The sequence below is a fragment of the Xanthomonas sp. Leaf148 genome, assembly GCF_001423585.1.
In the GTDB taxonomy this organism is placed as follows: Bacteria; Pseudomonadota; Gammaproteobacteria; order Xanthomonadales; family Xanthomonadaceae; genus Xanthomonas.
The window spans coordinates 308003-333282 of record NZ_LMOP01000009.1 but is presented as its reverse complement, the minus strand read 5'-3'; the positions used below and the strand labels follow the sequence as shown (position 1 = coordinate 333282).

Below are 25280 nucleotides of genomic sequence, written 5' to 3'. Positions count from 1 at the left end.
TTACGAGGCGTGATAAGGCCGCAGGTGTTCCCAGGTGGTAAGGATCGTCTTGCACCCCTGCCAGACAGGGCGACCCGCGTGGATCATGGCATGGTTACAACGGCCGTTGGGCAACAGGTTCCGCCACAGCACGAAGCGTCCGACGAGCGGCTTGATGCTGCGGTTCAAGGCTCGAAAATGGGTTGCGCCACCACGGGCAGGTTGCTCCAGAACGATAAGCAGTGTGCGCTTGCGCTCGCCGCTGGGATGCTGCACGCCGCAATCGAGGTGGTAGTCATAAGCATCTCCACGTCGATAGCGGGTCATCTGCCAGGGTTCAAGATGAGCAGGCCGAACCCCAAACATCGCTTGAAGCCTGCCTTCGATATCGCGCAACAGTGGGTGGGCAATCCTTGCATTGCCAGGCAGCACCAATGAATCGCTCTTGCGTCCGCCGCCGGTCACCGTCGAACCATTACCCCGCGCAACGGTGCTGGCGATCCATTCGCCAGAATCCTGCTCGCCAAGCAAGTGTTGGCACTGCAACGGCGACAGAAAGTCATTAACCACGATGATCCTGTCATCTGCGCCATGCGCGAGCATGTCTGCCGATTCGGCACTGCGCGAGGATCGGCTCACCGCGACTGTGTCAATAGCAGCGGCATGCCGATCCAGCGCTCGTATCCGGCGATCGAGCGGCGCATGCCAAGCGGATAATCGCGATAGGCATGCCCGGACAGAATCCGTCGAACACGCACGAACGATCGAAGATCGCGTGCACGCCATGTGGCGTGATCTTCCCAGTGGCAACGACGTGTGCTGCGATCGTAAGCATGCCAGGCAAGCACGCGATGTGGATGGAACAAGTCATAACCGTGGCAATAGGCACGCAGCCCGGTAGTGATCTCGTCACCGAAAAAATAGACATTGGGATCGAACGGGACGTCTCGATTGAAGCGGCCTTCGGTAAACAGAAATCCCAACGCCATGAACTGTGCAGGGATTGGTGCTTTAAGCCACCGCCACAACGGCAACTCGAATCCGGCAAAGTGCGCGAGCACACCATCGATATACGCTTCTTTATAGATTTTCATCGGCACCTGCGATCTGCCCACCGGATAGGTCTGCGGATCGAAATCCGGCGGGTAACAGGTCAATGCGGGCCGCTTCACACCCATCGATTTCAACCCTTCCAACATCGCGATGAGCTTGCGATCCCAATGGCGTGCGAAGCGCAGATGCGAATCGATGATTAAGGAGTAAGGTTCATCGCGCCATTGGCGTTGTGCGCGCCGCCGCGCCCAATTGGCACCACGGCTGTCTCGATAATCGACCCGATCGATTCGCAATCCAGGCATGTCGGCATAGCGATGCGGCAGTCGATCACGCGGTGCGCACTGCCAACAGACCGATACGCGCAGCCGATCAGGATTGGCGGCCTGCTCGAATACGCTATCCAGGGTATGCACGAGTTGCGGATCCCGATACGCGGGAATTTGAACCAAGATACGCGCGCCGTCCAACATGGCTAGTTTCCTGATCGATCAGCAGGCAATCAACAGAGACATCGCGTTACGCATCGCACAACAGCGGGCCTGATCGCGATGATCGTCAAATCCAACCACGAATTACAGCACTAAGCAAGCCCTTCGGGCTCCGTGCTTGGCTTCGCGACGGATGAGACATCAAGCAAAACGCATTGCATCTTGTCTCTTTGGAGAGAACCACAGCCGATCACCATGCCACTTTTCGCGGCGGTATCTCCATCCACTGGTGCAAACAAACAGGAGCGCTGGAACCCGGCGTCGACCACTTACCAGATCAGATCGTCAGGCACCTTGAACTGGCTGTAGTAATCATCGTCGCTATCGCTCGATGGCGGCGCGGGGTTGCGCGCGTGATCCAGCACCACAGTGCCTGGATCGCGGCTGTAAACCTTGTCGGCAGCCACGCGCGGAATCAGCTCGACACCATCGCCATGTCGCACGATCACCAATGCGCCACTGGCCAATTGGCTGCGCAACGCCGGATTGACCAGCACGCTGCGGATGACGCTGCCATCGTTGAAGCGATAGTCGATCTCACCTTCGCGCTTGACCTTGCTGGTCTCCACGATCTGGCGCACCTGCGCCAGCACTTCCTGCTTGCGCAGCTGCGCATTGCGTTCTTCTGCCAGCGCACGATCGCGCTCGGCACGCTCGGCCTGCAGCCGCGCCGCATCCACCTTGTCGGCATCGGCAGGCGTGACCGCCCCGCCCTTGGCGTGCCGTTGCTTGACCTGCTCGCGCGCAACCTTGTCCACCTGGGCTTTTTTGACCAGGCCAGCCTTGAGCAGCTGTTCTTGCAGTGGATTACGCATGGGCGACATCGGCAGTGGACTGGCCGCTAGTTTAACGCGGCCGGCGCCAGGCACCTGCGTCGCCGGTCCGGGCCAGCGTGTGCCACCCGGAGCCGCTAGGCAGCCGGGCAGGTGCGCAACCAGCCGAGCAGCGTTTATCATGCGCCACTTCCATATAGTTCAAGGACGAATGATGATCATCTGGGGATCGGGCGGCGACGCCATCGCACTCGGAGCCGCCGACGGCGCGCATTGCGACCAATGCGCGCAACAGCGCAGTTTTCGCAATGTCCTGCATTACCGCTACGCGCACCTCTGGTACATCTTCAGCTGGGTCACCAAGAAGCAGTACCTGCGTGTGTGCGACGGCTGCAACCACAGCACTGCGCTGGACACCAAAACCTTCGAAGCGGCTCAGGGCAAGCCACCGATTCCTGCCTATCGCCGGTTTGGCGGGCTGGTCCTGCTCGGGCTGATTGCGATCCTGGTGGTGTTTGGCGCCTACAGCGCCTCGCAGACATCGAAGCAGGACAACGCACTGCTGGCGCAGCCTGCGGCAGGCGACTTGTACACCGTGGACCTGCAGACGGTGGCGCCTGGCGCCTACGATGGACACGCCTACGGTGTGGTGCGGGTGCAAAGCGTCAGTGGCGAAACCATCACCTTGGCACTGCCGCAAAAGGGCTTCAACAAGTGGAAAGGTGCCGAGCGCGATGCGGGCGGCAGCACTGCGAAGCAACCAACCTATTACACCGACGAACACATCGAGCTACCGCTGGCCAAGCTGCAGGAATTGCATACGCGCGATGAGCTCCGCCACGTCTATCGTTAAGCACGCCTAGCCAGCCGGTGCGGCCTACGCTGCACCGGCTGCACTGCACGGCAACGCATGCTGCCCGCGATGTCTTGCCGCCCGTTTTTCCGTATCGCTCACTCGAGGCAGCGCCCACCGTGTTGCAACGTCGAGCGCACTCACGTCGTCCAGCAGCACACGCATAGACAGCGCATTGCCTGCTACGCGTCACGCCTGCAGTGGCCGTCGTCGATAGCGGCGCACACCAGACCAAACGCGTTAGCCGCTGAAAACACACTGGCCCGATGCCCAGTGTTCCAGCAGGACGGGATCGCGCGCATTTGTGCGACCGACCGCCCTGTTGCCACCGAACTCCACACGCAGTTTCGCGGTTGGCGGCATTGAATACGTATGCACAGCACCGATGTTGCGGCGCGATGCGCGCTTAGCATCACCGCGCGCTGCACGCCGTGCGCGCGCTTTCCGGAACAGGGGCCGGAGGCCTTGATGTGGGCATCGCAGACTGCGCGCGAGCTCGCTCTTACCGACTGGAGAACCATCCGATGCGCAACACGCTAGCTCATGCTCCACCCTCGCTTATGCAGCGTTGCGGCCGCCTGCTGCTGACAGCGCTGGTCTTGCTGCTGACCACCGCCAATGTGCAGGCCGATGTCATCCTGCATGCCTTCAACTGGCCCTACGCCACTGTGGAAGCACGCGCCAAAGAGATCGCCGATGCCGGCTATCGCAAGGTGCTGGTGGCTCCCGCCTATCGTTCGCAAGGCAGTGCATGGTGGGCGCGTTATCAACCGCAGGATCTGCGCGTGATCGACGGCCCGCTGGGCGACACCGCTGCGTTCTCACGCATGGTGCAGGCGCTGGCCAACAATGGCGTTGAAACCTATGCCGACGTGGTGCTCAACCACATGGCCAACGAAGCGGCGACGCGTTCGGACCTCAATTACCCCGGCAGCGCGGTGTTGTCGCAATACGCAGCCAACCCGGGACGTTACGACTCGCTGCGCCTGTTCGGCACCTTGCAGTCGAACTTTCTGAGCGCCAGCGACTTTGGCCCGGCGCAGTGCATAACCAATTACAACGACGCCTTCCAGGTGCGCAATTACCGCATCTGCGGTGGCGGCAGCGACCCGGGCTTGCCGGATCTGGTCGGTAACGACTGGGTGGTGCAACAGCAGCGCGCCTATCTGCAGGCACTCAAGGGCCTGGGCGTGACCGGCTTCCGCGTGGATGCGGCCAAGCACATGACCTTCGATCATCTCAATCGCGTATTCGATGCCGGCATCCGCTCCGGTGTCTATGTGTTCGGCGAAGTGATCACCGGCGGCGGCACCGGCAATGGCGATTACGATCAGTTTCTGGCGCCATATCTGCAATCCACGCCGCATGCGGCCTACGACTTTCCGTTGTTCAACGCAGTGCGCAATGCGTTTGCGGTCGGTGCCAGCATGCAGCAGCTGGTGGACCCGGCGAGCGGCGGGCAGGCATTGCCGGGCAATCGCGCAGTGACTTTCGCCATCACTCACGACATCCCCAACAACGCCGGCTTCCGTTACGCCATTCTCGACCCGGTCGACGAAACCCTGGCCTATGCGTATCTGATTGGCCGAAACGGCGGCATGCCGATGGTCTACACCGACAACAACGAGAGCGGCGACAACCGTTGGGCCAACGCCTACCAGCGCGACGACCTGCGCCGCATGATCGGCTTCCACAATGGCGTGCAGGGCACAGACATGCAGGTGTTGTCGTCCAGTTCCTGCCACATCCTGTTCCGTCGCGGCAGCATGGGCATCGTCGGCATCAACAAATGCGGCAACCCGGTCACCACCACCGTCGGCATGAATAACAGCGTGTTGTACTGGAATGCAGACTACGTGGACGCGCTGGGCTCGGGCAACGTGGTGCGTATTACCAGCGGCTCCTACACATTTACCCTGCCGGCGCGTGGCACACGGATGTGGCGGCGCTGATCCCGACCGCAGCCATGTGCCCACCGGCGTTGCCTGCATGTGCAGGTGATGTAAGAGCGGCCAACAGAACGTAGCGAGCAGTCGTCAGGTGGGTGTGGATGGCGCGGACGAACCGGCATGTACGCGTGGTACATGCCGCACCGAGCAACGTCCGCGCCCGCCTGGCGGTGAGCACAGTCGTTTTGTTGGCTGCTCGAAATCGCACCTGCACACCTGGCAGTAACCAGATCTCGCAAGCAGGCTACCGAGAAGACAACTGCGTGATCGTCAACCTGTTGACCGCATCAGCCAACGCCTGTGCCGCATTTCGCGTACACAGGCGTTGTGCGTCTGCGGGCAACATGATCGCTTCGTATCGCGCAACGACACTGCGCGCATGCCGTCGCACTCGATGACACGCGCACACCAAGCAAACGGGTGTGATCGACACATTCTTGGTCAGCAGATGAATCGATCGATAAAAACAGCGTTCGCGTCGCAACGAAACGCTCGGCTCGCCGGACCTACTGGCAATCGGATGCATGCCGCCCCACCTGCCCACATGGCATGCAACCGGTTGACCGCGAGCCGATGGCTTTGCCGCATGAGCAATGATCGACACAACGTCGCAAGCAACCGTCACATGGGCTGACGGCGCGAGGCACCGACGGATACGCGGCCTATGCCGCATCCATCAGCGGTCGCCTGGCAGCTGTGCAGGCGCCATGTCGGCAACTCGTGTTGCAACGCTACCGGACTCACCGATCAGTGGTGCATTACCGGAGCCCAGTCCATGCCTTTGTACTTCGTCCGTCATGGCGAGTCGCTCGCAAACGAACAGAACTATTTTGCAGGCGCGCAGAACTCGCCACTCACCCCGCTGGGCCGTCGCCAGGCGCGCCAGGCAGCCGATTACGTTCGTCAACGCGGGCTGCACTTCGATCAGGTCCACGTGTCCACGCTCGAACGCGCGCAGGTAACCGCGGCCATCATCCTGGAAGGCGTCACCGGGACCCCGCAGGTGATCTCCAGCGCTGCATTGGTGGAGCGCGATTTCGGCATCTTCGCCGGCAAGAACAAGACGCTGATCAAGAAGTCGATCGGCCACCGCCTCTACGACGCCTGCTTCCACGATGCCGACGGCGCGCCGCCCGATGGCGAACACTGGATGGACATGTATGCCCGCTGCAAGCATTACTACGACACCGTGCTTGCGCCATTGGACCGGCAAGGCAAGCAGGTGCTGGTGGTGGCGCACAAATACATCGTCGAGGTGTTTGCGCTGATCGCCTCCGGCCTGCCACCTGCCGACTACATCGATTTCCGGCTGCCCAACTCCCGGCCGCTGTCGTGGGACGAGCTCAAACAGATGACTGCGCGCAGCTCCTCGCGCATGAACTATCTGGGCGAGCAAACCGAAATCCATCTCCTGCAATGGATGTTACTCGCCGCGCTAGGCGGCTTCGCGCTGTCGTGCGTGGGCGTGCATGTGCCGCATATTGCCAGCACCACAGCCATCGTCGCCTTGCTGGCAGTCAATGCGTTCTTCCTGTCGGTACGCATCGAGGCCGGTGCCTTACGGCTGACGCAAGGGCCGGAAAACATTGCGCTGTGCGTGATCAGCGTGGCACGCGCGCTCTGCGCCATGCTGTTGCTCACACATTTCCAGAACGAATGGATCCATGTGATTGGTTTGTTGTTGATCGTGCCGCCGGCGTTATCGGTGCCGACCTTCTCGCTGGCACGCGGCGGCGATTACTTTTTTGCAGCGCGCTATACGTTGGTGTTGTCGGTGCTGCTGCCGCTGCTCTTGCTGGTGCTGGTTGTGGATCACCGTGAGCTGCTGGGCAACGCACATGCGCTGGAGCGGTTCTTCGTGGTGCTGCTGCTTGCCTTGGCACTGCCCTCGCTGGCCGCACAGGGATGGCGGCGGGCGCGGCCGATCGCAGCCGGCAAGCTCGCGACCAACTGGGGCTGGGTGGGCGCATTGACGATGGTGCCGATGGCCTTGCTGGTCGGGCTACGCACCGAAGGAACCGCACTCGTACACGCATTGATGGATGGCGGTTGGCACGCCTGGGGCGCATTGCTGCTGCCGTTTACACTATTGCTGGCGTGCCGCGTGGGCAGTGCGTTGTACTTACGCGCGCACCAGCGCGTGACCGGCAAGCGGATCGATGCCGGCATTGCGGCGGATATTCACCTGCTGCAGACCTCGCCTAATATCTTCCTGTGGCTCAGTCTCTTGTTGCCTGGCACGTTTACGCATGCGCCCACGCTGGTCGCGGGCACCTTGCTGGGTTTCTTCGCGTTTGCGTTGCTCGATGAGACGTGGGTGGTCAGGCGCTTCCGCGCGCAGATCACCCCAGCGCTGCGCAAGCCGGCGAGTACACCCCTCTCGGTGGCAGATGTCCGCAATACCGAAAACGTCGGGCAAGACGACGTGGCACTGGAAAGCCGTTGATCGGCACCAGCAGCAGCGGCGCTGCCCCTGCGCATGTGGCGCGATGGCATTGCAGTCATCATGCAAATGCGCGATCAAGGCGAAACAACACCGACCAAGAGTCGGTGTTGTTCTTCAGCAAGGTCACCGCGATAGCGCGACCGACTTACCAGGCAAACGGCGCGGTGACCGTGCGTGCCCCGAGCAAAAACGCATCGGCCACATGCACGAACGGAGCGACATCCACCTCCGATTCGCCGGCACGCACCAACTGCACAAACCGTCGATACAGGCCGTCGTATTCGCTGGATGCGGGCACGGTCTGCGCTTGCCCGTCGATGTGCAGTTTGGCACCGCCTTCGCTGAGCATCAGCACGCCCTGGGTAGTTTCCACTTCGATATCCCAGCGCTGGTGGCCGGTCTGCAGGAAGTCGAACTCCGCCGTCACCGGCACGCCGGCGGTATCGACAAACGCAAGTCTGGCGTACAGCGGTGCCTGACGGTTTTGCGGTGTGTGCAGCTCGGCCTCGCGCAATGCGAAGCTGCGCGGCAACAGGTGGGTGACGATGGACAACGCATTAATGCCGGGATCGAACACGCCCATGCCGCCGGGTTCGAGGATCCAGTCCTGCCCGGGATGCCAGTGGCGGATGTCTTCCTTCCAGGTGATGTGCGCGCGCACGATCTGTTTGTCGGCCAACCACGCGCGTGCAGGCTCCACGCCGGCCGCGCAACGCGAATGCCAACTGGTGAACAGGCTGCGCTGCGCGTGCTGCGCCACCTTGCGCAGGTCGTCGATCTCGGCAAGCGTGGCGGCCGGCGGTTTTTCCAGAAAGACATGCCGGCCAGCGCTCAACGCCGCCTGCGCCAAGGCATGCCGCCCGACCGGTGGTGTGCATAAGGCGACAGCTTCAAGCTCCGGATGCGCGGCGAACGCTTCATCCAGGGTGTGATACGCCGGGACGCCATCGACCGTGCCATGCCGGCTCACCGTGGCCACCAACTGCACGTCCGGGCGCGCGGCGATGGTCGGCACGTGCTGGTCGCGGGCGATCTTGCCGATCCCGACAAGGGCAATGCGCAATGCGTCTGGATGCTTCATCGAAACCTTCGTGCTGATAGGGGAGTCGTGCTGGTTGCTTTGCACTGCCTGCTGCGACGGCATCGGGCCGACGCAACCTGTGGTGCGACCTCCGGCCACACGTGTGCGACGGCGCAGTGTACGGTCAGGCCATGGCCCGCTGCGAGACATCGCTCCTGCTTGTTTTGCTATACCTGCATGGGCGCCATGCAGCGGCTCCGTCAGCATTCCGCGGCGCGGCGCCTGGCTGACAGATGCGATGCAGGCCACTGCGTCGGTTCCTGCAAGCGCCTTGACGGGCTGCAATCACTGCAGGCGATTGACCCACGGCATCCGCACACACCAGGATCGCCAGCCGGCACACGCGCGCCACTCATCACAGGACTGCATCGATGCTGCATCACGTATCCATTGGCGTTGGCAACATCGAAACCTCAGCCGCGTTTTACGACGCCGTGCTCGGCGCACTGGGCTATGTGCGGGTGTGGTCGGATCTGGAACCAGGCACGCTCGATCAGGCGGTCGGCTATGGCCGCCCCGGCGGCGAGGATTGTCTGGCGTTGAAACAGCAACAGGCAACGCACTGCGCGCCGGGCAGCGGATTCCATCTTGCATTCGCAGCCAGCACCGCCGCTGCGGTAGACGCTTTTCATCTGGCCGCACTTGAGCACGGCGGTCGCAGCAACGGCGTGCCCGGTTTGCGACCCGACTACGGCGATGCGTACTACGCCGCGTTCGCCATCGACCCCGATGGGCACCACATCGAAGCGGCGGTCAACCGCAGCGCATAAGCGCCTGCCAGCGGTATCGGCTCGCGTCCTCATACTGCTGAGTTTCGGTCATCCGTTGTCTGCGGAAGTCGCAGCGACGACCGCGTGCGGCCTACATCTCCAGCACCACTTTGCCCAGATGGCTGCCCTGCTCCAGATAGCGATGCGCCGCAGCCGCCTCACCGAGCGGGAAGCGCTTGTCGATCAGCACGCGGATCTTGCCTTGTTCGATCCACGGCCACACCACGCGCTCGACCTCCGCGGCAAGGCGCGCCTTTTCGTCGGCAGTGCGCGGACGCAGGGTCGAGCCGGTGAGGATGGCCTGCTTGCGCATCAGCTGCGGAATCGGCACCTCGATGGTCGAACCGGCCTGCGAAGCGATGTAGACGATGCGCCCGCGCGGGTTGAGCGCTTCCAGCGTATCGGCAAAGACCGCAGCGCCCACCATGTCGAGCGCCACGTCCACACCGCCATGCTCCTTGGCCACGGCCACAAACGACTCACTGGTGGAATCGATCGCCACATCGGCGCCCAGCTCGCGCGCCTGCGCCGCCTTGCCGGCCGAGCGCGCAGTGGCCAACACGTGCGCACCGGTGGCCTTGGCCATCTGGATGGCGGTGACGCCAATCCCTGAAGTCGCACCATGCAGCAACAGCCATTCGCCGGCCGCCAAGCGGCCATGCTCGAACAGGTTGGTATAGGCAGTGAAGATGGTTTCCGGCAACGCGGCCGCCTGCACCAGATCCATGCCGGCAGGAATCGGCAGCACATGCCGCGCATCGACCGCCACATATTGGGCATAGCCACCGCCGCCCAGCAGCGCACACACACGGTCGCCCACCTTCCAGCGACCGGCCGGCTCCACGATCTCGCCGGCCACTTCCAGACCCAGCGTCTCCGGCGCGCCCGGCGGCGGCGGATAGTGCCCGGCACGCTGCAGCAGATCGGGGCGATTGATGCCCGCCGCATGCACGCGGATCAACACCTGCCCCGGCGCTGGACGCGGGCGCGCCTGCTCGATGGCATACAGCGCGTCGGCGTCGCCCTTGCCATCGCGGATGGCGATGGCGGTCATCGTGGTGTCGGACATGAAGGCGCTCCGTTAAAGGGGGCCCAGTGTAGGCAGGCAGATGTCAATGCATGGCGTAGAGCGTGCGACGCCGCTGCACACCAGGCCTGCATCGCGCGCGCCTGCGTGCAGCGGACGCGCGTGGTGATGCTCACTCCTGGTCGGGAGCGACGCCCTGGTCGATGTACTGGCGGATCGCTTCGAACACCTTGGACGTGCCGTCGTCCTCGCCCGACGGCAGACGCGCCGCAAAGTCGCTCAGCAACTTGCTGCCATCCACACCGGGTTGTTAGAGCGTGTTATGCACTTTGAGATGAGATGCGTTGGCTGTCAGCGGTGCGGAGCGGGTGCTGCGTGGCGCCGGCTTGGCTGGCGCCAAGGCAAGCCGCGCGGCGCCCGCTCCGTGCCGCTGACGGCCAACCCTCCGGGAAGCGCCCTGTGGCGCGCCGATACCGCATTGCGCGCCTTGCCCAGGCGGCCAAGCCTGGGCCGCAGCGCACGCCTTGTCTCGACGCGCCACAGGACGCTTCGCACTCACCTCAAAGTACATAACACGCTCTAGGCCAAGGCGAGCGCCAGATCGCCGACGCTGCGCGCCAACGCCACCCAGATGCGGCCCAGCGATTCGGCGATAACGTCCATTTCCTGCTCTTGCATGTCGCGCTCCGATCAAGTGGCGTGGGGTACCCGAGCTTTACCCCGCGCGCCGCGCCGCGCGACAAGCGCACGCAAGCAGACCCGACCATTCCATCGCTGCATTGCACACCTTCACACTGGCATCGCCACCAACCAATCGAGACACTCGCAACCAAATATGCATTCATCGCGATGAAGCGATATTATGCAAGCACGATCCGCCGGACCCGCCGCGATGACGCATCTCAGTTTCGAATTTTACCCGCCCAAGACCGACGACCAGCGCGCGCAGCTGGACCGCACCGCGACCAAGTTGAAGGGCTATGCGCCCGAATATGTGTCGTGCACCTTCGGCGCCGGCGGCTCCACGCTCAGCTACACCTCCGAGACGGTGCGCCACCTCAAGCAGAAACACGGCTTCGAATCGGCACCGCATCTGTCCTGCGTGGGCGGCAACCGCCAGGAGATTCGCGAACTGCTCAAGCTGTATCGCGCCATCGGCTGTACCCGCATCGTCGCGCTGCGCGGCGACCTGCCCTCGGGCATGGGACATCCGGGCGACCTGCGCTACGCCTCGGACCTGATCGCCTTTATCCGCGCCGAGCACGGCGACGCCTTCCGGATCGAAGTCGGCGCGTATCCGGAAACCCATCCGCAAGCGGTCGATGCGTTGAGCGATCTGCGCTACTTCAAGGCCAAGGTCGATGCCGGCGCCGATGCGGCGATCACCCAGTATTTCTACAACGCCGATGCCTACTTCCATTTTCGCGACGCGGTGCAGCGTATGGGCGTGGAGGTGCCGATCGTTCCCGGCATCATGCCGATCTCTAATTTTTCGCAGCTGCGGCGTTTTTCCGAGCAATGCGGGGCCGAGATCCCGCGCTGGATCGGCAAGAAGATGCAGTCGTATGGCGACGACGCCGATGCGGTGCGCGCCTTCGGCGCGGAAGTGGTGGCCAGTTTGTGCGAACGCCTGATCGCCGGCGGCGCACCGGCGCTGCACTTCTACACGCTCAACCTGGCCAAGCCCACCACGCAGGTACTGCAACTGCTGGGGCGCTGAGCGCAGCTACGCGCTCGGCCCATGTGCGGCAATTCACCGGTACAAACGATTCAACTCCGGCAGGCGCGGCCAGCTACGTCACGCGTGCAGGCGCGCGTTCTTTCGCGTTTCTCGCCAGCTCACGCGCGCCCGGCTACGCTGCGCGGATGTCTCGCCTCCTGCCAGTGATGTTGCTGCTGCTTTGCCTGCCTGCCGCCAATCGCGTACAGGCACAGGAGATCCGTCGCTGCGTCACGCCCGACGGGCAAACCATGTTCACCGACCGCCGTTGCGAAGACGTGGGCGCGGCAATGCGTGCGCCGCCGGCCCCGCGCACACAGGGCAATACCGGGCTGCACCGCTATGGCTGCCCACGCCGGTTGAGCGAGCTGGTGTCGCTCCTGCAAAGCGCCGTAGACAGCCGCGACGTCAATCGACTGTCCAGCCTTTACCTGTGGAGCGGGCAATCCGACGCGGCGGCCAACCAGGTGCTGAGCCGACTGGAAGCCATCGTGCAACGCCCGCTGCTGGACATCGCACCGATGTATCCACAAACCGATACACCGACCTGGGACGCAGACACCGCCGCAACAGCCCCGTCGCTGGATGGCAGCGCGATCGACGCGCCATTGCCCACGCCCACACGCCCGCGCCCCTGGGGCCTGCGCTTGGAACAGAACCTCGCCAGCGGTACGCCTGCGCGCAGCGTGTTGCGCTTGCGACGGCAGTACAACTGCTTCTGGGTGACGTTTTAAGTCCGCTTGCAAAAAGACTGCATGCAGCGCAGCGCGGTCGCCGCCGATGCTAGGAATCTGCATGTAACACCGCGGTTTATGAGCACGCCGTCTGAGCCGCGCGACGAAGACTCGTTCCGTCTTGTCAGCCGACCTCACGATGGCAGCGAGATTGCATCGGTTTAACAGATTCTTGGGCGATGGCCGCGATGACCACCGCTGTTCCGAGCAACCCGCTGACCTAACGGCAACCGGCACGCAGGGACTAAGCGCGGCTAACACAACGTAGCGAGCAGTCGTTAGGTGGGTGCTGAGGAACCGGAGTGTACGAATGTGGAGAGGCCGCACCGAGCGGCGGCCGCGCGCGCCTGGCAGCTGCACAGTCGTTTTGGTAGCCGCGCCAAGGTCACGATGCGCCTGAAGGCTAAGCGGCAAGCCGGTGCATGACCTCTGCGACCGCCTGCTGCGGGCTCAGCACGGCACTGTCGATCACCCAATGCGGCTCGGTCCATGCCACATAGTCGTGCGCCAGGACAGAAGACCACTCCGGCACGCGCAGTCCGGGGATTTCGCTACGCCGCGATTCGACGCGCTGCCGGTGCACCGCGCGATCGCTGCAGACCACTTCGATCTCCAGCAAGTGGCTCTGCGTGCGCTGCGCCACAGCGCGCCAGGATGCACGGGTGACCGGCAACGGATTCACGCAGTCGGCGACCACCACATGGCCTTGGCGTAGATTGGCCTGCGCAAGTGCGTAAGCGATCAGGTAGCCGGCCGGCCCGACCTCGGTGGCGAGTTCACCACTCTCGCGCAGTGCCTGCTCGATCGTATCGATGCGCAGATAAAACGCGGGGCATTGCGTCAGCAACGCCTGTGCAATAGCGCTCTTGCCCACGCCCGGCAATCCACCGAACACCACCAGCGTCGGTCGCCGTTCGCTTACTGCGGCCACAGCGAGCGAATGGCCGCAATGCCTTGCGCGCCATGCGAGCGTGCTTCGCGCAGGTCGGCCGCCTGCATGCCACCGAGCGCGTAGATCGGCAGCGACACCTGCTCGCGCAGGGTTTCGAATCCGTCCCATCCCAGCGGTGTCGCCCCCGGGTGCGATGCGGTGGTCTGCACCGGCCCCAGCACCGCAAAATCGCAGCCCAGCCGCTGCGCATGACGCAAATCTTCCAGCCCATGGCACGAGGCGGCCACCATCTGTTCTGCGGGCAGCGGGCGCTCCTGCAAACCGGCCAACTGCTCCGATCCCAGATGCACGCCGATACCAAGTTCCGCAGCAAGCGCGATATCGCGATTGAGCAGCAGCTGCGCGCGCACACGACCACGCAGGCGCATCACCTGCTGCAACAACGCCTGCCAACGCGCAGGCGCAACCTGCCGCCCACGCAGCTGGATGCGGGTCACGCCGTCCTGCAGCGCGCGTTCCAGGCCTTCCAGCCACCGCGCGTCGTCCTCGGGCTCGGGCGTGATCAAATAGCGGTCGGGCTGACGCAGTACGCCCACTACCGGCACGTCGGCCGGCGGCATCGAATAGCGAGCCAGCTTGTCGGCCGCCACCCAGGTCATGGCCTGGCCTTCGCGGCCGCGCGGGCTGCCTTTCCAGGAAGCGATGTGGCGCACTTCCAGGCGCAGGCGCTTGTCCGGATACAGCTGCGGCACATCCATGACCCACTCGCCGACCTGGGCCTCGATGCCGAGTTCTTCATTGAGCTCGCGCACCAGCGCCTGCTCGGAGGTTTCGCCGGGCTCGCGCTTGCCGCCGGGGAATTCCCACAGGCCGGGCATGTCGCGGGTTTCGGTACGCCGCGTCAGCAGGATGCGGCCGCGCGGGTCGGTGATCACGCCAGCGACGACGTGAATGGATCTTAGGGAATCGGGCATGCAATAAGAGTGCCGCGAGTGAGCGGTTCAACGCAATCACTCGGACCGCAGCCGAATGGGAATGCGAGGCTAGAGATACGCCAAGGCAAACCTGGCGCACGCTTCGACCACTCCGAATCTCAAATCACAAATCCCCGACCCTACAACGGATGCCCGATGCGCCAGAGCACCCCGCTGGGATCGTGCAAGGTGAAGTCGCGCGCGCCCCATGGCCGGTCTTCCGGCGCACTGCAGCTCACCCCGAACTGCTCGTCCAGACCGGTGTCGTGCACGTGCTGCCACCAGCCATCCGCGTCGTCCACCCACAGGTGCAGCATCAGATTCTCGGCCAGCTCACGCAGATAAAAATCCTGCAGCAAAAACGCGCAATGGGTGCCATGCCGGAAACAGGTCACGTTGCCCACCTCATCCTCCTGGACGAAGCCCAGTGCGCGATAAAAGCGCTGCGACAACGCGTAGTCGCGCGCAGGCACGAACACCTTCAGTTGCTGGCTGGACAACGACATGACCGCACTCCACGCAGGACGTGGGCCTGAGCATACGCCCGCAGTCGCGCAGGCGGAAAAGCATGTCTACGGCAGGAACAATGAGCACCGCAAGAGATGCGGGCGCGTGGATCGGACCTCGCCGTGCTGGCACTCATCTGGAGAGCGCTCGCCAAGCGCGCCTTCCGTCCACACTCTGGTTTCTCGAAAACGCCGTCGACGTTCCGCGAGCAACGCCCGGCAGGAAGCGCCAAAGGCGCGGGGATCGGAAACCAGGCCATGCACCCGCATCCGGCTTCACGTATCCGGCTTCCCAGGAAACCCACGAATACGCGTCGTCAGCAGAGCTCGCTTGGTAGAGGGTGCATGCCGAAGGCGCAAGCATCAAACGCGAAGACGTATCCCCTGCGCGTACGCCATTCCGTACCCGGACTTTGGAGACCCCCCAAGAATCCCTTCGTAGGTAGAGCCCCCTTGGTAAGGGGGCGCGCCGAAGGCGCGGGGATCGGAAGCAATACCGTGAGCCCACTATCCGCGTTGCGGATAGCGGGTGCGCAGCCCGCTTCGCGGGCTGCGCCACGGTCAGCTCAGCATCAGCTGAGCTGACCGTGGCAGTGCTTGTACTTCTTGCCGCTACCGCACGGGCATGGATCGTTGCGGCCCACCTTGGGTTCGTCACGGGTGACCTGCGACACCGGTACCGGTGCGCTGCCACCCTGCATCTGCTCTACTTCCTCGTCGGCGCCATAACCGCCTACGTCCTGATGCTGGAACTGCGAGGCCATCAGGCGTGCTTGTGCCTGAAGACGTTCCTGCTCTTCCAGCTCGGCCACTTCTTCTTCGCTGCGGATGCGCACACGCGCCAGCAGGTTGACCACTTCGCGCTTGACGTTCTCCAGCATCTCGGAGAACAGCTCGAAGGCTTCCTTCTTGTATTCCTGCTTGGGCTGCTTCTGCGCGTAACCACGCAGATAGATGCCCTGGCGCAGGTAATCCATCTTGGCCAGATGCTCCTTCCAGCCTTGGTCGAGCACCGTCAGCATCACGTGCTTTTCCAGCGCGCGCATGGTGTCGTTGCCCACCGCCGCTTCCTTCTCGGCGAAGTGCGCATCCACCGCAGCCTGCACCTTGACGGCAATCTGCTCGGCGTCCAGTTCTTCCTGCGTGCTTGCCATTTCGCGCAACGCCATCGGCATGCCCAGCTCCGATTCCAGCGTGGCTTCCAGGCCCTGCAAGTCCCACTGCTCATCCACCGAATTGGGCGGCACAAAGCGGGCGACCAGGTCATAGATCACATCGCCGCGGATGCCATCGACGTTGTCCTTCACCGACTCGGCGTCCAGCAACTCATCGCGCTGCGAATAGATCACCTTGCGCTGATCGTTGTTGACGTCGTCGAAGTCCAGCAGGTTCTTGCGGATGTCGAAGTTGTGCGCTTCCACCTTGCGCTGGGCTTTTTCGATCTGCCGGCTGACCAGGCGATCTTCGATGACGTCGTCTTCTTTCATGCCCATCATGCGCATCGCCTTCTGGACCCAGTCCGAGGCGAAGATGCGCATTAGGTTGTCTTCCAGCGACAGATAGAAACGCGACGACCCCGGGTCGCCCTGACGACCGGCACGGCCGCGCAACTGGTTGTCGATACGCCGCGATTCGTGGCGCTCGGTACCGATGATGTGCAAGCCGCCGGCCGCCTTGACCGCGTCGTGGCGACGCTGCCAATCGGTCTTGATCTTGAAGCGCGCTTCCTCGGTCGCATCCTCGCCCAGCGCGTGATACTCCGACTCAAGCGAGCCACCCAGCACGATGTCGGTACCGCGACCGGCCATGTTGGTGGCGATGGTCACCGCGCCCGGCTGACCGGCGTTGGCCACGATGGTGGCTTCGCGCTCGTGCTGCTTGGCATTGAGTACTTCGTGCTCCACGCCCGCCTTGCGCAGATGCTCGGACAGCATCTCCGAGGTTTCGATCGAGGTGGTCCCCACCAGCACCGGCTGACCGCGCTTGGCGCAGTCTTCGATATCGGCCAGCACCGCATTGAACTTGCCCTTGCGGTTGAGGAACACCTGGTCCGGATGGTCCTTGCGCACGGTCGGGCGATTGGTCGGAATCACCACCACTTCCAGGCCGTAGATGCTCTGGAATTCGTAGGCTTCGGTGTCGGCCGTACCGGTCATGCCGGACAGCTTCTTGTACATGCGGAACAGGTTCTGGAAGGTAATGCTGGCCAGCGTCTGGTTCTCGCGCTGTACCGGTACGCCTTCCTTCGCTTCGACCGCCTGATGCAGGCCGTCGGACCAGCGACGCCCGGACAGGGTGCGGCCGGTGAATTCGTCCACGATCACCACTTCGCCATCGCGCACGATGTAATCCACATCGCGCTGATAGATCGCATGCGCACGCAGCGCCGCGTTGAGGTGATGCACCACGCTCAGATTCTGCGCGGCGTACAGGCCGTCTTCGGCGTTTTCCAGGATGCCGGCCTGCATCAGCAGTTCTTCGGCGTGGCCCATGCCCGCCTCCGACAGATGCACCTGCTTGCCCTTCTCGTCGATCCAGTAATCGCCCTCGCCTTCTTCGCTTTCCTGCTTGGTCAGCTGCGGCACGATGCGGTTGACGCGGATGTACAGCTCCGGCGATTCGTCGGCCGGGCCGGAAATGATCAGCGGGGTGCGCGCTTCGTCGATCAGGATCGAGTCGACTTCGTCGACGATCGCGTAATGCAGATTGCGCTGATAGCGGTCGGCACGCGACAGCGCCATGTTGTCGCGCAGGTAGTCGAAGCCGAACTCGTTGTTGGTGCCGTAGGTGATGTCGCTGCCGTAGGCCTCGCGCTTGTCGCTATGCGGCATGCCCGGATACACCACGCCCACGCTCAGGCCCAGCCAGTTGTACAACTTGCCCATCTGCGCGGCATCGCGGCGCGCCAGGTAGTCGTTGACGGTGACCACGTGCACACCCTCGCTCTGCAGCGCGTTGAGGTACACCGGCAGGGTCGCCACCAGGGTCTTGCCTTCACCGGTGCGCATCTCGGCGATCTTGCCCAGGTGCAACACCATGCCGCCGATCAGCTGCACGTCGTAATGGCGCATGCCGAGGACGCGGCGGCTGGCCTCGCGGCAGACCGCAAACGCCTCGGGAAGGATCTTGTCCAGGGACTCGCCGGCGGCAAGCCGCTGCTTGAACTCCGGGGTCTTGGCTTGCAGCTCGGCGTCGGAGAGCTTCTCGATCGTCGGCTCCAGCGCATTGATCTGGGTGACGAGGCGGGTGAGCTGGCGCAGCTGGCGTTCGTTACGACTGCCAAAGACACGGGTAAGCAGACTGTTGATCATTGAAGAAACCGGTTGAAAAGGAACGGTTTGACCGACGCCGGTCCCCAAGACCCGACCGCCGTAAACGAAACAGGGCGCACTGCGCCCTGTCATGGCAACACCCTATTGTAGCTTGGGGCGAGCCTTCACGAATCAAGCACCTCCATCGGAGCGTGCCATGCCTTCGTCAACCGCGCCCTCGGCGCCCTACTGGTGTATTGGTGTCGCCCAGGAACTTGCGCGGATTGACCACACGACCATCGGCCCACACCTCGAAATGCACGTGCGCGCCGGTCGAACGACCGCTGGAGCCGGCCCTGGCTACCTGCTGGCCAGCGCGGACCAGGTCGCCCACCTTCACCACCAGCCGCGAGTTGTGCGCATAGCGGGTGACGTAGCCATTGCCGTGATCCACTTCGACCACGTTGCCGTAACCGCCCCGCACACCGGCGTAGCTGACCACGCCGTCGGCGACCGACATCACCGGGTCGCCCACGTTGGCGTGGAAGTCCACACCCTTGTGGAAGGCCGAACCGCCGTCAAACGGATCGGCGCGGCCGCCAAAGCCCGAGGTGATATAGGTGTTGCGGATCGGCATCCGCGAGGGCACCGAATTCTGCTCGAGCTGATGATCGAACATCAGCGACGCCAGTACGTTCAGTTGTTGGCCGGAGGCGGAGAACTGCTGTTCGACTTGCCCTAGCGTCTCCTTGAGCGATTCGACCGGCATGTCGCTGACCGGCTCATCGCCGCCACCGACGCCGACCGGTTCGTCGAAGTCGAACTCGCCGTCCTTCAACTTGCCCATTTCGGTCAGCCGCTCGCCCAATGCGTTGAGGCGGGTGGCCTGCGCTTGCAGCTCGCCCATGCGTGCGGCCAGTGCATTGACCTGTGCCTGCGAGGCGCGCTGCGCCTGGGCCAGCTCGGCCTGCTGCTGCGCGACCTTGGCCTGCAGCGCGGAATTGGTCACCATGCCGGTAGCGGTGCTTGCACCGACGCCGATCAGCATGCCCAGGCCAAGTACGGCACCGAGCACCACCATCGGTCGATCCGACGCAAAGCCCTGGAACTGTCGAGCCACACGCTGGGCCCGGGTTTCGCGAGATTTGATTACAACTTTTTTTAACGCCATATGAGTGTCATGTCCAAGCCCAAGTCCAACGCACGTAACCCTTCCGCTCCGCAGCAGGCCATCGAGGCCGCGCTGGGTGAAAAGGCTGGCGACCCCTTGCGCCGAGCCTTGTGGCTCGATGCGCTGGACCGGCAGTTGCGCCCCCTGTTACCGCCCCATCTGGCCACCCGTTGCCGGTTGGCCAATGTCCGAGGCGAACAGCTCGTTTTTCTGGTTGATTCGCCGATCTGGCATGCCAAGGTGCGGCTTGCCGAGACCCAACTCCTTGATGCCGCCCGATCCATCGGGTTGAAGGCCACCGCAGTGACCGTCAAGACGGCAAGCACTCCGCTGCATTCCCCAACACAGCAGAACCGCGACCGTCCACGGCCGGTGTCCGAAGCCACGCACAAGGGTCTGCGCGAGGCACTGGCATCCTTGCAGGACGTCGTGCCGACCAAGCGGTGACGTCCCTGCCGCCGTTTCGGGGCGGCCAGCAGTGCGTGAAAAGATTGCGAAGATCACGCACGACCCGACGCATCCTAGCGGTCATGGCGCCCGCAGGAGTTAGAGAAGTCTTAAAAAAGAGTTAAGAACGGAACCTAAATCCGACCCGGTTCACGCTTTCGGTGCCGATTGCGGCATTCCCTGACACATAGCCACGGGGTAGACACAGTCGGCGAACGGTCGTCGGCAGGGTGTGGCGGCGTTTAGCCGACCTCATGCAGCGGCCCATCGCCATCAGGCAGAGGCCGCGCGAACCTGAAGGCTGCGCGGCGGGTCTTGCCTGCCTCAGGCGTAGACGGGGCTGGCGTAGGTCACCGGCGGCTGCTCGGTTCCTTCGGGGAAGCTGACCCATTCCCAGGCGGCCTGATCCGCCAGCAGCGCGCGTACCAGCTTGTTGTTGAGCGCGTGACCGGATTTGAAGCCTTCGTAGGCGCCCAGGATGGCGCCGCCGGCCAGATAGAGGTCGCCGATGGCATCCAGGATCTTGTGGCGCACAAATTCGTTGGTGTAACGCAGGCCGTCCTCGTTGAGCACGCGGAACTCGTCCAGCACGATGGCGTTGTCCATCGAACCGCCCAGGCCCAGATTGCGCTCGCGCATGTACTCGAGATCGCGCATGAAGCCGAAGGTGCGGGCGCGCGAGATCTCCTTGACGTATGCCGAGGTGGAAAACTCGATTTCCTGGCGCGACTGCTTGGCCGGGATCATCGGGTGATTGAATTCGATGGTGAAGCCCAGCTTGTAGCCGTCATACGGCTCGAAGCGCGCGACCTTGTCGCCCTCGCGCACTTCCACCGGCTGTTTGATGCGGATGAAGCGCTTGGCCTTGTTCTGCTCGACGATGCCTGCCGACTGCAGCAGGAACACGAACGGGCCGGACGAACCGTCCATGATCGGCAACTCGGCCGAGGACAGCTCGACGATGACGTTGTCCACACCCAGGCCGGCCAGTGCCGACATCAGGTGTTCGACGGTCTGGATCTTGGCGCCATTGCAGGTCAGACCGGTGCACAGCGTGGTCTCGGTGACCAACTCCGCATCGGCGGGGACTTCGACGACCGGCTCCAGGTCCACACGCCGGAACACCACGCCGTGATCGACCGGGGCCGGCCGCAGCGTCATGTACACCTTGTCGCCGCTATGCAAGCCGACGCCGGTGGCGCGAATGGTGTTTTTGAGAGTGCGTTGCTGGGTCATATGCGAAGTCTGGGGGAACGATGCAGACAGACGCTGAACTGACCGTCTTATCTGATGAACATTATCCGAATTTTAACAAGTTGCGCGTGACGAAAGGTGTCATGCCCCGGTCTTGCCATTGTAAAAGCTGCCGGATCGTGACCGATCCGGCAGAAAAGGACATGGCATTACAGCCCCGACAACAGCGTCGGGTGGGACGGGCTACGCCGCCGTAGCGACGCAGCCGACGCCCATCAGTCGGCCTGGCGGCGCAGGAACGCCGGGATATCCAGGTAATCGTTGGGCAGGTCTGCCGCCGGCGGCGCAGCATTGCCGGCGCTGTGGCTGCTGCCGACCGAGTCGCTGCTCGGACGACGCAGGCCCAGGCCCATGCTGCCGCCGACGGCCTTGGACACTGCGTCGCCGCTGGTGGTGTCGAAGTCGCCGAATTCCGGCTGGCCGGTGGTGGCATTGCGCACCAGCTTGATCGGCGCGCGCTGATCCGGACGCTGGGTCTGGCGGGAAACCGCACGGTTCAGGCCAGTGGCGACCACGGTGACGCGCACTTCGTCCTGCATGTCCGGGTCAAGCACGGTGCCAACGACCACGGTCGCATCTTCCGAAGCGAACGCTTCGATGGTGCGGCCGATCTCGTCGAACTCGGCCATGGTGAAGTCCGGGCCGGCGGTGATGTTGACCAGGATGCCGTTGGCACCCGCCAGGTTCACATCGTCCAGCAGCGGGTTCTGGATGGCGGCTTCGGCAGCGGCCTGCGCGCGATCGTCGCCGCGTGCCGAACCGGTGCCCATCATGGCCAGACCCATTTCCGACATCACGGTGCGCACGTCGGCAAAGTCGACGTTGATCAGACCCGGACGCACGATCAGATCGGCGATGCCCTGCACGGCGCCCTGCAGCACGTCGTTGGCAGCGCGGAAGGCCTGGATCATGGTGGCGTTGCGGCCAAGCACGGTGATCAGCTTTTCATTGGGAATGGTGATCAGCGAGTCGCAATGCTGGCTCAGTTCCTCGATGCCCTTCAACGCCACCTGCATGCGGCGACGGCCTTCGAACGGGAACGGCTTGGTAACCACGGCCACGGTCAGGATGCCCATTTCCTTGGCCAGCTGCGCAACCACGGGGGCCGCGCCGGTACCGGTGCCGCCGCCCATGCCGGCGGTGATGAATACCATGTCCGCACCCTGCAGCGCGTCCATGATGCGTTCGCGATCTTCCAGCGCCGCCTGACGGCCGACTTCCGGATTGGCGCCTGCGCCCAGGCCCTTGGTCACGTTGGTGCCGAGCTGCAGCTGCAACTTGGCGCCGCAGTTCTTGATCGCCTGCGAGTCGGTGTTGGCGGTGATGAATTCCACGCCATCGACATTGGTGTTGACCATGTGCGCAACGGCATTACCGCCGCCGCCGCCCACGCCAACGACCTTGATTACCGCGTTGGGAGCCATCTTTTCGATCAGTTCAAAATGTGCCATGTCAGTGTCCTCTTGAGCCGGGATTGGGGAGTGGGGAGTCGGGATTCGGAAGAGTTCCGTTTCCCACCTGCCTCCGCATCTCGGCGAGTGTTGTTGTTTGAAAGTCGGGATTCGTGTGTGTGGATCGTAGATGCGCTGTTGCGCTCTATGACTCACCTCACCTACTCCTCGACGCAATGCCTGCAAAAAAGTTTACTGCCTACCCGCTCGCCGCTCTCTACTTAATCGTTATCTTCGCCATCGCAACTGCCGCCGCTTTGCTTTTTGCTTTTCGCTCTTGCCAATCCCAAATCCCGAATTCCCAATCCCAGCCCGTCAGAATTCGCCGCGATACCAGTTCTTCAATTTCTTGAACAAGCTTCCCGCGCGGCCGGTCGGGATCGACGGGCGGCGCGGGTGTTCGATCTGGCTGCCCATCAACAACAGGCCCACGCCGGAGGCGTGCACCGGGTTGCCGACAACTTCGCCCAGGCCGGTCACGTGCTGCGGAATGCCAACGCGCACCGGCATCTGCAACATCTCTTCGGCCAGTTCGACCACGCCTTCCATCTTCGACGCGCCACCGGTGAGCACCATGCCGGCGCGCACCATTTCTTCGAAGCCGGAGCGGCGCAGTTCGGCCTGCACCATTTCAAAAATTTCTTCGTAACGGCCCTGCACAGCCTGCGCGAGCGCATGTCGCGGCATGCGACGCGGCGGGCGGTCGCCCACCGACGGCACCTGGATGCTTTCTTCGGCAGTGGCCAGCTGCGCCAGTGCGCAGGCGTAGCGCACCTTGATCTGCTCGGCTTCCGGCGTAGGCGTGCGCAGCATGTGCGCGATGTCGTTGGTGACGTGGTCGCCGGCGATCGGCAACGACGCGGTGTGGCAGATCGCGCCCTGCACGTACACCGCCAGATCGGTGGTGCCGGCGCCGATATCCACCAGCACCACGCCCAGCTCGCGCTCGTCGGCGGTCAGCACGGCAACCGACGAGGCCAGCGAGGACAGCACCAGATCGTCCACCTGCAGGCCGCATTTCTGCACGCACTTGGTGATGTTTGCGGCGGCCGACTGCGCGCAGACAACCAGATGCGCATGCACCTCCAGGCGCACGCCGGTCATGCCGACCGGGTTGCGGATACCTTCCTGCGAATCATCCAGCACGTATTCGCGCGGGATCGCATGCAGGATGCGTTGGTCGGCAGGAATGGCCACGGCCTTGGCGGCGTCGAGCACGCGTTCCAGGTCGCTCCAGGTCACTTCGCCGTCGCGGATCGGCACGATGCCCGGCGAGTTCTTGCACTGCACGTGGTTGCCGGAGATCGATGCGTACACCGAGCGGATTTCGCAGCCGGCCATCAGCTCGGCTTCTTCGACCGCGCGCTGGATCGACTGCACGGTGGATTCGATATCCACCACCACGCCGCGCTTGAGACCGCGCGACTCATGCGAACCGATGCCGATCACTTCGATCGGATTGCCGGGCGAGTACTCGCCGACCAGCGCGACGACCTTGGAGGTGCCGATGTCCAGTCCAACGATGAGGGATTTGTCGCCTTTGCGATTCATGTATGCAGACTGCGTTGAAGAGTGAATGACGGAAGCGCAGAGGCCAGACGATCGATCAGGCGATGCGGAAAGCGCGCGGCGATGGGATGTACCTCGGCCGGCGGCGCGCCGGGTGTCGCCGGCGCAGTGGTCTTGGGCTTTTTGGCGTCGTGCGGGGTCTCGCCCGGCGCACGTTCGACCGTAAATCCGTTGGTGTAGCGCAGGTCGGCGCGCGCGATCGGGCGCTGCGGGTCGGCCAGCTGCGGTAGCACGCGGGCGAATCGCTGCAGGCGCGCTCGCGCGTCGTCGCGGCCGATCACGATCTGCAGACCATTACTCAGACCCAGCGACCAGCTGCCGCGTGCGTCCATCTCCAGGCGCTCCACGTCCAGCCCGGTCGGCGCGAACAAGGCGCGCGACTCGTTGTACAGCGCCACCACATCCTGGGTCTTGCTGTCCGGGCCGCCGAGTTGCGGCAACTTGAAATCCTTCAACAACGGCGGGGTGCGGAATAACCGGCCCTGTTCGGACAGCATGCGGTCGGTACCCCAGCGCGCGAACGGCTTGTGTTCGGTCACATGCACTTCCAGCACGTCCGGCCAACGCTTGCGCACCTGCGCGCTTTCCACCCACGGCAAGCGCGCGATGGCGTCTTGCGCCTGTTGCAGCTTCACCGCAAAAAAGCCCGAGCGCGCATACGGCAATACCACCGCGCGCAATTCTTCGGCCGGCACCCGCTTGAAATCGCCGGACACCCGCAACTTCGCCAACGGCCAGCGCTCGGCACCCACCCATCCATTGAGCACGGCCACCACTGGCAACGCGACCAGCGCCACCGCGATCAACCAGGCCAGGATGCGCAGGGTGGCGTTCATTGGCACGCTCCGCGTGCAGGAATGGGGAATCGGGAATAGGGAATCGCAACGGC

At 63.5% G+C, this 25280-nt stretch carries 22 protein-coding genes and 1 other RNA gene; 7 read left to right on the top strand and 16 right to left on the bottom strand.

Annotated features, from left to right (window positions below; translation table 11 throughout):
* The 3 genes from ASF90_RS22405 to ASF90_RS13645 form a co-directional block, all read right to left on the bottom strand.
* Entirely contained in the window at positions 1-618 is a 618-nt protein-coding gene (locus ASF90_RS22405; protein ID WP_161556416.1) for a 2OG-Fe(II) oxygenase, read from the bottom strand.
* Positions 615-1505 carry a GlcNAc-transferase family protein gene (locus ASF90_RS13650; RefSeq protein WP_055850978.1) on the bottom strand — a complete coding sequence of 297 codons (891 nt, stop codon included), beginning with the start codon at positions 1503-1505 and terminating at the stop codon, positions 615-617. The genes ASF90_RS22405 and ASF90_RS13650 overlap by 4 nt, the downstream gene beginning before the upstream one ends.
* Positions 1506-1792: 287 nt before the next feature.
* Entirely contained in the window at positions 1793-2338 is a 546-nt protein-coding gene (locus ASF90_RS13645; protein WP_055851442.1) for a DUF2058 domain-containing protein, read from the bottom strand.
* 172 nt (positions 2339-2510) lie between these two features.
* On the opposite strand from ASF90_RS13645, the gene ASF90_RS13640 reads away from it, so the two are divergent.
* Positions 2511-3149 (top strand): hypothetical protein, encoded by a 639-nt coding sequence (locus ASF90_RS13640; protein WP_236699272.1) that lies wholly within the window; start codon positions 2511-2513, stop codon positions 3147-3149.
* A 581-nt stretch (positions 3150-3730) separates the two neighbouring features.
* Complete coding sequence (locus ASF90_RS13635; protein WP_161963604.1) at positions 3731-5101, top strand: alpha-amylase family protein; 1371 nt, start codon at positions 3731-3733, stop codon at positions 5099-5101.
* 58 nt (positions 5102-5159) lie between these two features.
* Here ASF90_RS13635 and ASF90_RS22400 read toward each other — a convergent pair.
* Positions 5160-5235, bottom strand: a non-coding RNA gene (locus ASF90_RS22400) — sX9 sRNA.
* Positions 5236-5873: 638 nt separating this feature from the next.
* On the opposite strand from ASF90_RS22400, the gene ASF90_RS24270 reads away from it, so the two are divergent.
* A complete protein-coding gene (locus tag ASF90_RS24270; RefSeq protein ID WP_236699271.1) occupies positions 5874-7544 on the top strand; it encodes a histidine phosphatase family protein in 1671 nt (556 codons plus the stop codon).
* A 145-nt stretch (positions 7545-7689) separates the two neighbouring features.
* Here ASF90_RS24270 and ASF90_RS13620 read toward each other — a convergent pair whose 3' ends face one another.
* Positions 7690-8625: a Gfo/Idh/MocA family oxidoreductase gene (locus tag ASF90_RS13620; RefSeq protein WP_055851435.1), complete on the bottom strand. Its 936-nt coding sequence runs from the start codon at positions 8623-8625 to the stop codon at positions 7690-7692.
* Between the two features lie 371 nt (positions 8626-8996).
* Here ASF90_RS13620 and ASF90_RS13615 point away from each other — a divergent pair, with 371 nt between their 5' ends.
* Complete coding sequence (locus ASF90_RS13615) at positions 8997-9395, top strand: VOC family protein (protein WP_055850971.1); 399 nt, start codon at positions 8997-8999, stop codon at positions 9393-9395.
* Positions 9396-9486: 91 nt separating this feature from the next.
* Here the strand turns inward: ASF90_RS13615 and ASF90_RS13610 are convergent, their stop codons facing one another.
* Together ASF90_RS13610 and ASF90_RS24440 are read right to left on the bottom strand one after the other, a co-directional pair.
* Complete coding sequence (locus tag ASF90_RS13610) at positions 9487-10464, bottom strand: NAD(P)H-quinone oxidoreductase (protein ID WP_055850968.1); 978 nt, start codon at positions 10462-10464, stop codon at positions 9487-9489.
* Between the two features lie 130 nt (positions 10465-10594).
* Positions 10595-10723: a hypothetical protein gene (locus ASF90_RS24440; protein WP_269079389.1), complete on the bottom strand. Its 129-nt coding sequence runs from the start codon at positions 10721-10723 to the stop codon at positions 10595-10597.
* A gap of 591 nt (positions 10724-11314) precedes the next feature.
* Between ASF90_RS24440 and metF the strand changes: the two genes are divergently transcribed.
* Positions 11315-12142, top strand: coding sequence for a methylenetetrahydrofolate reductase [NAD(P)H] (gene metF / locus ASF90_RS13605; protein WP_055850966.1), 828 nt, complete (start codon positions 11315-11317; stop codon positions 12140-12142).
* A 146-nt stretch (positions 12143-12288) separates the two neighbouring features.
* Entirely contained in the window at positions 12289-12876 is a 588-nt protein-coding gene (locus ASF90_RS13600) for a hypothetical protein (RefSeq protein ID WP_055850963.1), read from the top strand.
* Between the two features lie 403 nt (positions 12877-13279).
* Here the strand turns inward: ASF90_RS13600 and ASF90_RS13595 are convergent, their stop codons facing one another.
* The 5 genes from ASF90_RS13595 to ASF90_RS13575 form a co-directional block, all read right to left on the bottom strand.
* Entirely contained in the window at positions 13280-13807 is a 528-nt protein-coding gene (locus tag ASF90_RS13595; protein WP_055850960.1) for an AAA family ATPase, read from the bottom strand.
* Complete coding sequence (locus ASF90_RS13590) at positions 13795-14742, bottom strand: Nudix family hydrolase (protein ID WP_055850956.1); 948 nt, start codon at positions 14740-14742, stop codon at positions 13795-13797. Before ASF90_RS13590 ends, ASF90_RS13595 begins: the two co-directional genes overlap by 13 nt.
* 140 nt (positions 14743-14882) lie before the next feature.
* A complete protein-coding gene (locus tag ASF90_RS13585; protein ID WP_055850954.1) occupies positions 14883-15248 on the bottom strand; it encodes a VOC family protein in 366 nt (121 codons plus the stop codon).
* A 572-nt stretch (positions 15249-15820) separates the two neighbouring features.
* Positions 15821-18559 carry a preprotein translocase subunit SecA gene (secA, locus tag ASF90_RS13580; RefSeq protein WP_055850951.1) on the bottom strand — a complete coding sequence of 913 codons (2739 nt, stop codon included), beginning with the start codon at positions 18557-18559 and terminating at the stop codon, positions 15821-15823.
* 166 nt (positions 18560-18725) lie between these two features.
* On the bottom strand, positions 18726-19670 hold the full coding sequence (locus ASF90_RS13575; RefSeq protein WP_055850947.1) for a M23 family metallopeptidase: 945 nt from the start codon (positions 19668-19670) through the stop codon (positions 18726-18728).
* Here ASF90_RS13575 and ASF90_RS13570 point away from each other — a divergent pair, their 5' ends adjacent.
* Positions 19671-20117, top strand: a complete 447-nt coding sequence (locus ASF90_RS13570; RefSeq protein WP_082473545.1) for a DUF721 domain-containing protein — start codon at positions 19671-19673, stop codon at positions 20115-20117.
* Between the two features lie 324 nt (positions 20118-20441).
* Here the strand turns inward: ASF90_RS13570 and lpxC are convergent, their stop codons facing one another.
* The 4 genes from lpxC to ASF90_RS13550 form a co-directional block, all read right to left on the bottom strand.
* Positions 20442-21353 (bottom strand): UDP-3-O-acyl-N-acetylglucosamine deacetylase, encoded by a 912-nt coding sequence (gene lpxC, locus ASF90_RS13565; RefSeq protein WP_055850944.1) that lies wholly within the window; start codon positions 21351-21353, stop codon positions 20442-20444.
* 233 nt (positions 21354-21586) lie between these two features.
* The gene (gene ftsZ, locus ASF90_RS13560; protein ID WP_055850941.1) at positions 21587-22822 is read right to left on the bottom strand and encodes a cell division protein FtsZ; all 1236 of its coding nucleotides are present in this window, start codon (positions 22820-22822) and stop codon (positions 21587-21589) included.
* A 315-nt stretch (positions 22823-23137) separates the two neighbouring features.
* A complete protein-coding gene (gene ftsA, locus ASF90_RS13555; RefSeq protein WP_003485272.1) occupies positions 23138-24373 on the bottom strand; it encodes a cell division protein FtsA in 1236 nt (411 codons plus the stop codon).
* The gene (locus ASF90_RS13550) at positions 24370-25227 is read right to left on the bottom strand and encodes a cell division protein FtsQ/DivIB (RefSeq protein ID WP_055850938.1); all 858 of its coding nucleotides are present in this window, start codon (positions 25225-25227) and stop codon (positions 24370-24372) included. The genes ftsA and ASF90_RS13550 overlap by 4 nt, the downstream gene beginning before the upstream one ends.
* Positions 25228-25280 lie beyond the last annotated feature (53 nt).

Excerpts from the sequence above, each read along its gene's own strand:
- ASF90_RS13620 (WP_055851435.1), bottom strand. The coding sequence starts at position 8,625 with ATGAAGCATCCAGACGCATTGCGCATTGCCCTTGTCGGGATCGGCAAG.
- ASF90_RS13570 (WP_082473545.1), top strand. The coding sequence starts at position 19,671 with ATGAGTGTCATGTCCAAGCCCAAGTCCAACGCACGTAACCCTTCCGCT.
- ASF90_RS24270 (WP_236699271.1), top strand. The coding sequence starts at position 5,874 with ATGCCTTTGTACTTCGTCCGTCATGGCGAGTCGCTCGCAAACGAACAG.
- ftsZ (WP_055850941.1), bottom strand. The coding sequence starts at position 22,822 with ATGGCACATTTTGAACTGATCGAAAAGATGGCTCCCAACGCGGTAATC.
- ASF90_RS13550 (WP_055850938.1), bottom strand. The coding sequence starts at position 25,227 with ATGAACGCCACCCTGCGCATCCTGGCCTGGTTGATCGCGGTGGCGCTG.
- ASF90_RS13610 (WP_055850968.1), bottom strand. The coding sequence starts at position 10,464 with ATGTCCGACACCACGATGACCGCCATCGCCATCCGCGATGGCAAGGGC.
- ASF90_RS13650 (WP_055850978.1), bottom strand. The coding sequence starts at position 1,505 with ATGTTGGACGGCGCGCGTATCTTGGTTCAAATTCCCGCGTATCGGGAT.
- ASF90_RS13600 (WP_055850963.1), top strand. The coding sequence starts at position 12,289 with ATGTCTCGCCTCCTGCCAGTGATGTTGCTGCTGCTTTGCCTGCCTGCC.
- ASF90_RS13615 (WP_055850971.1), top strand. The coding sequence starts at position 8,997 with ATGCTGCATCACGTATCCATTGGCGTTGGCAACATCGAAACCTCAGCC.
- metF (WP_055850966.1), top strand. The coding sequence starts at position 11,315 with ATGACGCATCTCAGTTTCGAATTTTACCCGCCCAAGACCGACGACCAG.
- secA (WP_055850951.1), bottom strand. The coding sequence starts at position 18,559 with ATGATCAACAGTCTGCTTACCCGTGTCTTTGGCAGTCGTAACGAACGC.
- ASF90_RS13640 (WP_236699272.1), top strand. The coding sequence starts at position 2,511 with ATGATCATCTGGGGATCGGGCGGCGACGCCATCGCACTCGGAGCCGCC.
- ASF90_RS13575 (WP_055850947.1), bottom strand. The coding sequence starts at position 19,670 with ATGGCGTTAAAAAAAGTTGTAATCAAATCTCGCGAAACCCGGGCCCAG.
- ftsA (WP_003485272.1), bottom strand. The coding sequence starts at position 24,373 with ATGAATCGCAAAGGCGACAAATCCCTCATCGTTGGACTGGACATCGGC.
- ASF90_RS13585 (WP_055850954.1), bottom strand. The coding sequence starts at position 15,248 with ATGTCGTTGTCCAGCCAGCAACTGAAGGTGTTCGTGCCTGCGCGCGAC.
- lpxC (WP_055850944.1), bottom strand. The coding sequence starts at position 21,353 with ATGACCCAGCAACGCACTCTCAAAAACACCATTCGCGCCACCGGCGTC.
- ASF90_RS13590 (WP_055850956.1), bottom strand. The coding sequence starts at position 14,742 with ATGCCCGATTCCCTAAGATCCATTCACGTCGTCGCTGGCGTGATCACC.
- ASF90_RS13645 (WP_055851442.1), bottom strand. The coding sequence starts at position 2,338 with ATGCGTAATCCACTGCAAGAACAGCTGCTCAAGGCTGGCCTGGTCAAA.